Source organism: Isoptericola sp. Y541, assembly GCF_059445465.1.
Window position 1 is genome coordinate 192010 of the sequence record NZ_JCAIUJ010000002.1, and the last position, 9563, is coordinate 201572.

12 protein-coding genes are annotated in these 9563 nt (G+C 67.6%); all 12 read right to left on the bottom strand.

Going from position 1 to position 9563, the window contains the following annotated elements; translation table 11 throughout:
• Position 1 precedes the first annotated feature (1 nt).
• Complete coding sequence (rpsC, locus tag AC1C2V_RS05705; RefSeq protein WP_495388618.1) at positions 2-853, bottom strand: 30S ribosomal protein S3; 852 nt, start codon at positions 851-853, stop codon at positions 2-4.
• The gene (gene rplV, locus AC1C2V_RS05710; protein WP_495388619.1) at positions 853-1221 is read right to left on the bottom strand and encodes a 50S ribosomal protein L22; all 369 of its coding nucleotides are present in this window, start codon (positions 1219-1221) and stop codon (positions 853-855) included. The genes rpsC and rplV overlap by 1 nt, the downstream gene beginning before the upstream one ends.
• Before the next feature lie 55 nt (positions 1222-1276).
• On the bottom strand, positions 1277-1558 hold the full coding sequence (rpsS, locus tag AC1C2V_RS05715; protein ID WP_495388620.1) for a 30S ribosomal protein S19: 282 nt from the start codon (positions 1556-1558) through the stop codon (positions 1277-1279).
• A gap of 14 nt (positions 1559-1572) precedes the next feature.
• The gene (rplB, locus tag AC1C2V_RS05720) at positions 1573-2409 is read right to left on the bottom strand and encodes a 50S ribosomal protein L2 (RefSeq protein ID WP_495388621.1); all 837 of its coding nucleotides are present in this window, start codon (positions 2407-2409) and stop codon (positions 1573-1575) included.
• A 31-nt stretch (positions 2410-2440) separates the two neighbouring features.
• On the bottom strand, positions 2441-2743 hold the full coding sequence (rplW, locus tag AC1C2V_RS05725) for a 50S ribosomal protein L23 (protein ID WP_495388622.1): 303 nt from the start codon (positions 2741-2743) through the stop codon (positions 2441-2443).
• Complete coding sequence (gene rplD, locus AC1C2V_RS05730) at positions 2740-3447, bottom strand: 50S ribosomal protein L4 (protein ID WP_495388623.1); 708 nt, start codon at positions 3445-3447, stop codon at positions 2740-2742. The genes rplW and rplD overlap by 4 nt, the downstream gene beginning before the upstream one ends.
• A gap of 5 nt (positions 3448-3452) precedes the next feature.
• Positions 3453-4106 (bottom strand): 50S ribosomal protein L3, encoded by a 654-nt coding sequence (gene rplC, locus AC1C2V_RS05735; protein ID WP_495388624.1) that lies wholly within the window; start codon positions 4104-4106, stop codon positions 3453-3455.
• A 14-nt stretch (positions 4107-4120) separates the two neighbouring features.
• Positions 4121-4429 carry a 30S ribosomal protein S10 gene (gene rpsJ, locus AC1C2V_RS05740; RefSeq protein ID WP_013837837.1) on the bottom strand — a complete coding sequence of 103 codons (309 nt, stop codon included), beginning with the start codon at positions 4427-4429 and terminating at the stop codon, positions 4121-4123.
• Positions 4430-4906: 477 nt separating this feature from the next.
• Positions 4907-6103: an elongation factor Tu gene (tuf, locus tag AC1C2V_RS05745; protein WP_495388625.1), complete on the bottom strand. Its 1197-nt coding sequence runs from the start codon at positions 6101-6103 to the stop codon at positions 4907-4909.
• Positions 6104-6231: 128 nt separating this feature from the next.
• A complete protein-coding gene (gene fusA, locus AC1C2V_RS05750; RefSeq protein WP_495388626.1) occupies positions 6232-8334 on the bottom strand; it encodes an elongation factor G in 2103 nt (700 codons plus the stop codon).
• Positions 8335-8446: 112 nt separating this feature from the next.
• Positions 8447-8917 carry a 30S ribosomal protein S7 gene (rpsG, locus tag AC1C2V_RS05755; RefSeq protein WP_495388627.1) on the bottom strand — a complete coding sequence of 157 codons (471 nt, stop codon included), beginning with the start codon at positions 8915-8917 and terminating at the stop codon, positions 8447-8449.
• On the bottom strand, positions 8917-9291 hold the full coding sequence (gene rpsL, locus AC1C2V_RS05760) for a 30S ribosomal protein S12 (RefSeq protein ID WP_495388628.1): 375 nt from the start codon (positions 9289-9291) through the stop codon (positions 8917-8919). The genes rpsG and rpsL overlap by 1 nt, the downstream gene beginning before the upstream one ends.
• Positions 9292-9563: the final 272 nt, after the last annotated feature.

The following is a 9563-nucleotide window of genomic DNA, read 5'->3' on the forward strand; positions in this document are numbered from 1 at the left end:
CTCAGGCCTCCGTTCCGGACTCGGGGGCCGCAGCCTGCTCGGCCGGCGCCGGAGCCGCGTCGGGCGCGGGGGCGCTCTCACCGGCCGGCTGCGCCGGACGCTCGGGGCGACGACCGCCACCACGGCGGTCCCCACCACGCTCGCCGCCACGCTCGCCTCCACGACCGCGACCCTGACGGGGCCCGGCAGTGGCCTGCTGCGCGGCGAACTCCTTCTCGGACATGTCGCCCTTGTAGATCCACACCTTCACGCCGATGCGGCCGAAGGTGGTGCGGGCCTCATAGAAGCCGTAGTCGATGTACGCGCGCAGCGTGTGCAGCGGCACACGACCCTCGCGGTAGAACTCCGAACGGCTCATCTCCGCGCCGCCGAGGCGGCCGGAGACCTGCACGCGGATCCCCTTCGCGCCGGCACGCTGCGCGGACTGAATGCCCTTGCGCATGGCACGGCGGAACGAGACGCGGCTCGCGAGCTGCTCGGCGATACCCTGCGCGACGAGCTGCGAGTCGATCTCCGCGTTCTTGACCTCGAGGATGTTGAGCTGGACCTGCTTGCCCGTGAGCTTCTCGAGCTCGCCGCGGATGCGGTCGGCCTCGGCTCCCCGGCGACCGATGACGATGCCCGGACGCGCCGTGTGGATGTCCACGCGGACGCGGTCGCGAGTGCGCTCGACCTCGACCTTGGAGATGCCGGCCCGCTCGAGACCGGTGCTCATGAGCTTGCGGATCGCCACGTCCTCGCGGACGTAGTCGCGGTACCGCTGACCGGGCTTGGTGCTGTCGGCGAACCAACGCGACCGGTGGTCGGTGGTGATGCCGAGGCGGTACCCGTGCGGGTGAACCTTCTGCCCCACTATCGGGCCCCTTCCTTCTGATCACGCGGTGCGACGACCACGGTGATGTGGCTGGTGCGCTTGAGAACTTGGCTCGCACGCCCCTGAGCCCGCGGGCGGAACCGCTTGAGGGTCGGACCCTCGTCCACGAACGCCGCCGAGACGAAAAGCTCCGTCTCGTCGAAGCGCTCGCTGGCGCGGTCTGCCTTCACCCGGGCGTTGGCGACGGCGCTCTCCACAACCTTGCGGATGGGCTCGCTCGCCGCCTGCGGCGCAAACTTCAGCACCGCGACGGCCTCAGCGGCCTGCTTGCCACGGATGAGATCCACGACGCGCCGGGCCTTCTGGGGCGTGACACGGACGAACCGCGCCTGCGCCTTGGCTTCCATTGCTGTCCTGCTTCCTTTTCTCAGACCGTCGGGGTCTCCACCTGGCTGACCGAGGTCAGCGGCGGCGACCCTTCTTGTCATCCTTCACGTGGCCGCGGAAGGTTCGCGTGGGAGCGAACTCGCCGAGCTTGTGGCCGACCATCGACTCGGTGACGAAGACCGGGGTGTGCTTCCGGCCGTCGTGCACGGCGAGGGTGTGACCGAGGAAATCGGGCGTGATGACCGACCGACGGGACCAGGTCTTGATGACGTTCTTGGTCCCCTTCTCGTTCTGAGCGTCCACCTTTTTCTGCAGGTGGTCGTCGACGAAGGGGCCCTTCTTCAGGCTACGAGGCATCTGTCAGGCTCCTATCAGCGCTTCTTGCCGGTACGGCGACGGCGGACGATCAGCTTGTCGCTCGGCTTGTTCGGGCGGCGGGTCCGGCCCTCGGGCTGGCCCCACGGGCTGACCGGGTGACGACCACCGGACGTCTTGCCCTCGCCACCACCGTGCGGGTGGTCGACCGGGTTCATGACCACGCCACGGACGGTCGGGCGAACGCCCAGCCACCGCTTACGGCCGGCCTTGCCCCAGTTGATGTTGGACTGCTCGGCGTTACCCACCTCGCCGACCGTCGCGCGGCAGCGCAGGTCGACGTTGCGGATCTCGCCGGACGGCATGCGCAGCTGCGCGTACGGCCCGTCCTTCGCGACGAGCTGCACCGACGCACCCGCCGAACGCGCGATCTTCGCACCGCCGCCGGGCCGGAGCTCGACAGCGTGGATGACCGTACCGGTCGGGATGTTGCGCATCGGCAGGTTGTTGCCGGGCTTGATGTCGGCACCGGCACCGGCCTCGACGACGTCACCCTGCGACAGCTTGTTCGGCGCGAGGATGTAGCGCTTCGCGCCGTCCGCGTAGTGCAGCAGCGCGATCCGAGCCGTGCGGTTCGGGTCGTACTCGATGTGCGCGACCTTGGCGGGCACGCCGTCCTTGTCGTGTCGACGGAAGTCGATCACACGGTAGGCACGCTTGTGCCCGCCGCCCTTGTGACGGGTAGTGATTCGACCCGAGTTGTTGCGCCCACCCGTCTTGGACAGCGGCCGGACCAGAGACTTCTCCGGCTGCGAGCGCGTGATCTCGACGAAGTCGGCGACGCTGGCGCCACGGCGTCCGGGCGTTGTCGGCTTGTACTTACGGATTCCCATGGAAGATGTCCTCGATCTGCTCTCGTCCGGCTCAGCCGACCGGACCACCGAAGATGTCGATCGTGCCCTCGCGGAGGGTGACGATCGCACGCTTCGTGTCCTTGCGCTTGCCCAGGCCGAAGCGCGTGCGACGCGCCTTGCCCTTCCGGTTGATCGTGTTCACCGAGTCGACCTTGACGCCGAAGACCTGCTCGACCGCGATCTTGATCTCGGTCTTGTTGGCCCGCGGGTCCACGACGAAGGTGTACTTACCCTCGTCGAGGAGGTTGTAGGACTTCTCGGAGACGACCGGCGCGATCAGGATGTCGCGCGGGTCCTTCGTCACGGCGGTCACTTCGTGGCCTCCTCGGTGGTCTCGGCCTCGGCCGCCTCCGACTCGGTGGCGACAGCCTTCACCGACTTGCCCGTGGGCGGGCCGGCGAGGAACGCAGCGAGTGCGGCCTCGGTGAAGACGACGTCGTCAGAGACGAGCACGTCGTAGGTGTTGAGCTGGTCCGCGGTGATCATGTGGACCCGCTCCACGTTGCGGAGCGACATGAGCGTCAGCTCGTCCGAACGCTCGGTGACCACGAGGACGTGCGTGCGCTCGGTGAGCGACTCGAGCGTCTTCACCGCGGTCCGGGTCGACGGCGCGCCGGCCAGGCCGAAGCCCGCCACGACGTGCACGCGACCGGCGCGGGCGCGGTCGGAGAGGGCACCGCGCAGGGCGGCGGCCTTCATCTTCTTCGGCGTGCGCTGGTCGTACGAGCGCGGCTGCGGGCCGTGGACGACGCCACCACCGGCGAACTGCGGGGCGCGCGTCGAACCCTGGCGGGCGCGGCCGGTGCCCTTCTGCTTGTACGGCTTGCGGCCACCGCCGCGGACCTCGCCGCGGGTCTTGGTGGACGCCGTGCCCTGCCGGGCGGCGGCGCGCTGGGCGACGACCACCTGGTGGATCAGCGGGACGTTCGTGGCGACGTCGAACACCTCGGCGGGGAGCTCGGCGGTGCCGGTCTTCTTGCCCTGGGCATCCAGGACATCGACGGTCAGAGCGGCCATCGTGTTCACGCTCCCTTCGCGGCGGTACGCACGACGACGACGCCACCCTTGGGCCCGGGGACCGCGCCCTTGACGAGCAGCAGACCCTTCTCGGCGTCGACCGCGTGCACGGTCAGGTTCTGGACGGTTTGGCGCTCGTGGCCCATGCGACCGGCCATACGCATGCCCTTGAAGACGCGCGACGGCGTCGAGGCGCCGCCGATCGAGCCGGGCTTGCGGTGGTTGCGGTGGGCACCGTGCGAGGCACCGACGCCGGAGAAGCCGTGACGCTTCATCACACCGGCGGTGCCCTTGCCCTTGGTGGTGCCGACGACGTCGACCACGGTGCCGGCCTCGAAGGCGGCGGCGGTGATCTCCTGGCCGAGCGTGAACTCGGCGGCGTCCTCGGTGCGCACCTCGGCGAGGTGCCGGCGCGGGGTCACGCCGGCCTTCTCGAAGTGGCCCTTGAGCGGCTTGGTGACCTTGCGCGGGTCGATCTGCCCGGCGGCGAGCTGCACGGCGGCATAGCCGTCGGCGTCCGCGGCGCGGACCTGCGTCACGACGTTCGTGGGCACAGCCACGACCGTGACGGGGACCAGACGACCGGCGTCGTCCCACAGCTGGGTCATGCCGAGCTTGGTGCCGAGCACCGCGGTCACGTTCTTCTGCTGGTTGGTCATGATCTCCCCCAGCCTCAGAGCTTGATCTCGATGTTCACGTCCGCCGGCAGGTCGATACGCATGAGCGAGTCGACGGCCTTCGGCGTGGGGTCGATGATGTCGATGAGCCGCTTGTGCGTACGCATCTCGAAGTGCTCGCGGCTGTCCTTGTACTTGTGAGGCGACCGGATGACGGTGAAGACGTTCTTCTCCGTCGGCAGCGGCACCGGACCCACGACCGTCGCACCAGCGCGCGTCACCGTGTCGACGATCTTGCGCGCCGAGCTGTCGATGACCTCGTGGTCGTAGGACTTGAGCCGGATGCGGATCTTCTGTCCCGCCATGGCGTCGTCTGACTCTCTCTCTCGAACCGCTACTGTCCGACCCCCGCGCTCGGGCGTGTCGCCGTTGTTGGCACAACCAGCGACAAACTCGGGCACACACCTGATCGGCGTGGGGCCGTTGGATGTGGTCCGCAGCGCGGACCACGACGTTTGTCGAGCCTGTCGAAACATGTGTCTCACGGGGCGCTCATGCGCGTCGACAGCCGGCAACCCCGCGAACCCCTCTCTACGGAGGGGGACCGCTCCAGGCGACACAGGCCGGGCCTCCGAAGAAACTTCGGAGCCGACGCGTGCACCGTGGTGCTACACACTGTTCGACACGAGAAAGAACGCGCCCTTGACAGGCAACCTGAACATCTTGCCACACGGAACCCCGGGAATCCAAGCCGAAGCCTGCCCGATCCGTGTGACGCCGGACGCATCGGAGGCTCGGGCCCGTGCGGGGCCCGAGCCTCCGGTGCTGCTCAGCCGGTCAGATCACTTGACGATCTTGGTGACACGGCCGGAACCGACCGTGCGGCCACCCTCACGGATGGCGAAGCCGAGGCCCTCTTCCATGGCGATCGGCTGGATCAGCTCGACCGACATCTCGGTGTTGTCGCCCGGCATGACCATCTCGGTGCCCTCGGGCAGCGTGATGACGCCGGTGACGTCCGTGGTACGGAAGTAGAACTGCGGACGGTAGTTCGAGTAGAACGGGTTGTGACGCCCACCCTCGTCCTTGCCCAGGATGTAGACCTGGGCCTCGAAGTCGGTGTGCGGCGTGATCGAACCCGGCTTCACGACGACCTGACCGCGCTCGACGTCCTCGCGCTTGATGCCGCGCAGGAGCAGACCGGTGTTGTCGCCGGCCTGGGCCTGGTCCATCTGCTTGTGGAACGTCTCGATACCGGTGACCGTGGTCTTCTGCGGCTGGCGGATACCGACGATCTCGACCTCGGAGTTGACGTCGAGCGTGCCACGCTCCACCTTGCCGGTCACGACGGTGCCGCGGCCGGTGATGGTGAAGACGTCCTCGATCGGCATGAGGAACGGCTTGTCGAGCTCGCGGACGGGGTCGGGGACGTTCTCGTCCACGGCCTCCATGAGCTCGAGGACCTTCTTGGTCCACTCCGGGTCGCCCTCGAGAGCCTTGAGCCCCGAGACGCGGACGACCGGGGCGTTGTCGCCGTCGAACTCCTGCGACGACAGCAGCTCACGGACCTCCATCTCGACGAGCTCGAGGATCTCCTCGTCGTCGACCATGTCGGCCTTGTTCAGCGCGACGAGCAGGTAGGGCACGCCCACCTGACGGGCCAGGAGCACGTGCTCGCGCGTCTGAGCCATCGGACCGTCGGTCGCCGCGACCACCAGGATCGCGCCGTCCATCTGGGCGGCACCGGTGATCATGTTCTTGATGTAGTCGGCGTGACCCGGAGCATCGACGTGCGCGTAGTGACGCTTGGGCGTCTCGTACTCGATGTGCGCGATGTTGATCGTGATGCCGCGCTGCTTCTCCTCCGGCGCGGCGTCGATCTCGTCGAAGTTGCGCTGCGTGTTCGCCGGAAGGTCGGGGTACGTGTCCGCAAGCGTCTTCGAGATCGCAGCCGTCAGCGTCGTCTTACCGTGGTCGACGTGCCCGATCGTGCCGATGTTGACGTGCGGCTTGGTCCGCTCGAACTTGGCCTTAGCCACTGGGGTCCTCCTGGGACTTGGGTAGATGTTCCCGAACGTTGCGAGACTCGGCCAAGAAGCCTACATCCCGCGGGGCGACGGGGTTTCCTACAGGTTGATGGTTCTGCTGGTCGTCGACCTGTGGGGACTCACTCGCCCCGGGTCTTCTTGATGATCTCGTCAGCAACGTTCCGAGGAACCTCGGCGTAGCTGTCGAACTGCATCGAGTACACCGCGCGGCCCTGCGTCTTGGAACGCAGGTCACCGATGTACCCGAACATCTCGCTCAACGGTACCTGGGCGCGCACGACCTTGACGCCGGTCGCGTCCTCCATGGACTGGATCATCCCACGACGCGAGTTGATGTCGCCGATCACGTCGCCCATGTACTCCTCGGGCGTCCGGACCTCGACGGCCATGACGGGCTCGAGGATGACCGGGTCGGCCCGCTTGATGCCCTCCTTGAAGACCATCGAGCCGGCGATCTTGAACGCCATCTCCGAGGAGTCGACGTCGTGGTAGGCGCCGTCGAGCAGCGTGGCCTTCACCCCGACCACGGGGAACCCTGCCAGCACGCCCTGCTGCATCGCCGACTGGATGCCGGCGTCGACGGACGGGATGTACTCGCGCGGGATGCGTCCACCGGTGACGGCGTTGACGAACTCGTAGAGCTCGCCCTCGGTCGTCTCGAGCGGCTCGAAGGTCACCTGGACCTTGGCGAACTGACCCGAACCACCGGTCTGCTTCTTGTGCGTGTAGTCGACCTTCTCCGCGGCGCGGCGGATCGTCTCGCGGTACGCCACCTGCGGCTTGCCGACGTTGGCCTCGACGCGGAACTCGCGACGCATGCGGTCGACGAGGATGTCGAGGTGGAGCTCGCCCATGCCGCCGATGACGGTCTGACCGGTCTCCTCGTCGAGCCTGACGCGGAAGGTGGGGTCCTCCTGCGCGAGCTTCTGGATCGCCGTCGAGAGCTTCTCCTGGTCGGCCTTCGTCTTCGGCTCGATGGCCACGTCGATGACCGGCTCCGGGAAGGTCATCGACTCGAGGATGACCGGGTTCGCCGGGTCGCACAGGGTGTCACCGGTGGTGACGTCCTTGAGCCCGATGAACGCGTAGATGTGCCCGGCGTGAGCCTCTTCGACCGGGTTCTCCTTGTTGGAGTGCATCTGGAAGAGCTTCCCGATGCGCTCCTTCTTCCCCTTGGTCGAGTTCTGGACCTGCGCGCCCTGCGCCACCTTGCCCGAGTAGACGCGGACGTAGGTGAGCTTGCCGAAGAACGGGTGCGTGGCGACCTTGAACGCGAGGCCCGAGAACGGCTCCGCCTCGTCAGGACGACGCTCGACGATCTTCTCCGCGTCCTTGACGTCGTGACCCTGGACGGCCGGGACGTCGAGCGGGGTCGGCAGGTAGTCGATGACGGCGTCGAGCATGGGCTGCACGCCCTTGTTCTTGAACGCCGAACCGCACAGCACCGGGAAGGCCTGCGAGGTGATGACGAGCTTGCGGATACCGGACTTGATCTCGGCGACCGTGAGCTCCTCGCCGCTCAGGAACTTCTCGAGCAGGTCGTCGTCAGCCTCCGCGACGGCCTCGACGAGCTCGGCCCGGTACTGCTCGGCCTTCTCGACGAGGTCGGCGGGGATCTCCTCGACCTCGTACTCCTCGCCCATCTTGGTGTCGCCGCGCCACGTGAGCGCCTTCATCTCGAGAAGGTCCACGACGCCCGCGAAGTCGTTCTCAGCACCGATCGGCAGCTGGATGACGAGCGGCTTCGCCTTGAGGCGGTTGATGATGGTGTCGACCGTGAAGTAGAAGTCGGCGCCGAGCTTGTCCATCTTGTTGACGAAGCAGATGCGCGGGACGTCGTACTTGTCCGCCTGGCGCCACACGGTCTCCGACTGGGGCTCTACGCCCTCCTTGCCGTCGAACACCGCGACCGCGCCGTCGAGCACGCGCAGGGAACGCTCCACCTCGACGGTGAAGTCCACGTGACCGGGGGTGTCGATGATGTTGATCTGGTTGTTCTTCCAGTAGCAGGTCGTCGCGGCGGACGTGATCGTGATGCCGCGCTCCTGCTCCTGCTCCATCCAGTCCATCGTCGACGCACCGTCGTGCGTCTCACCGATCTTGTAGTTCACACCCGTGTAGAACAGGATGCGCTCGGTGGTGGTGGTCTTGCCGGCATCGATGTGGGCCATGATGCCGATGTTGCGGACCTTGTTCAGGTCGGTCAGCACGTCGAGTGCCACGGTGCGTTACCCCTTGTCGGTGGAAGGTCGGAAGCCGGGCCGGAGGGCCGGCTGCCGGCCGGTTCCGGATCCGCGGACGGCCCCGGGGGTCGCCCGGGGCCGTCCGTGCGCATCACCAGCGGTAGTGCGCGAAGGCCTTGTTCGAGTCGGCCATCTTGTGCATGTCCTCGCGGCGCTTGACCGCGGCACCGAGGCCGTTCGAGGCGTCGAGGATCTCGTTCATCAGACGCTCCGTCATCGACTTCTCACGACGGGCGCGCGAGAAGTCGGTGAGCCAGCGCAGCGCGAGCGTCGTCGAGCGCACCGGGCGCACCTCGACGGGCACCTGGTAGGTGGCGCCACCGACACGGCGGGAGCGAACCTCGAGCGCGGGGCGGACGTTCTCCAGCGCGCGCTTGAGCACGACGACCGGGTCCTGATCCGTCTTGGCACGGACGCCCTCGAGGGCGCCGTAGACGATTGCCTCGGCGGTGGACTTCTTGCCGTCGAGCAGGACCTTGTTGATCAGCTGCGTCACGACGGGCGACCCGTAGACGGGGTCGACGATGAGCGGCCGCTTGGGGGCCGGACCCTTGCGAGGCATCAGGCCTTCTCCTTCTTCGCGCCGTACTTGCTGCGACCCTGCTTGCGGTTCTTGACACCCTGGGTGTCGAGCGCGCCGCGCACGATCTTGTACCGCACGCCCGGGAGGTCCTTCACACGGCCGCCGCGCACGAGCACGATCGAGTGCTCCTGCAGGTTGTGGCCGACACCGGGGATGTACGCCGTGACCTCGGTACCGGAGGAGAGCTTCACGCGCGCGACCTTACGGAGCGCCGAGTTCGGCTTCTTGGGGGTGGTGGTGTACACACGGGTGCACACGCCGCGCCGCTGGGGGGATGCGCGGAGGGCCGGCGTCTTGGACGCCGTGACCTTCGTGCTCCGGCCCTTGCGGACGAGCTGCTGGATCGTAGGCACTACGTCTCCGTCGTCTTCTCGAGCTCACGAGGGCCGGCTGGCCCTCGACGGTGGTCTGTCTGGCTTGTGTGCCGATCGCATGCGGCACAGGCGGCCCTTGCGGACCGCAACGCCACTTACCACCGGCTCGATGGCCCGGTTCCGCTCCCCCGCCCTGACGGGCAGTCCGAACGGTCTTCCGGGGTACTCGTACGCTCAGATCGGCGACGCGTCCGGCAGCCGTTCCGAACCGGGAGGCTCGGGCTGACAGCGGGACGCGCGCGCGACGGCAC

Bases quoted from the DNA above. Each gene is read 5' to 3' on its own strand.
- rplV (WP_495388619.1), bottom strand. From the start codon at position 1,221: ATGGAAGCCAAGGCGCAGGCGCGGTTCGTCCGTGTCACGCCCCAGAAG.
- rpsS (WP_495388620.1), bottom strand. From the start codon at position 1,558: ATGCCTCGTAGCCTGAAGAAGGGCCCCTTCGTCGACGACCACCTGCAG.
- rplB (WP_495388621.1), bottom strand. From the start codon at position 2,409: ATGGGAATCCGTAAGTACAAGCCGACAACGCCCGGACGCCGTGGCGCC.
- rplD (WP_495388623.1), bottom strand. From the start codon at position 3,447: ATGGCCGCTCTGACCGTCGATGTCCTGGATGCCCAGGGCAAGAAGACC.
- rplC (WP_495388624.1), bottom strand. From the start codon at position 4,106: ATGACCAACCAGCAGAAGAACGTGACCGCGGTGCTCGGCACCAAGCTC.
- rpsJ (WP_013837837.1), bottom strand. From the start codon at position 4,429: ATGGCGGGACAGAAGATCCGCATCCGGCTCAAGTCCTACGACCACGAG.
- rpsG (WP_495388627.1), bottom strand. From the start codon at position 8,917: ATGCCTCGCAAGGGTCCGGCCCCCAAGCGGCCGCTCATCGTCGACCCC.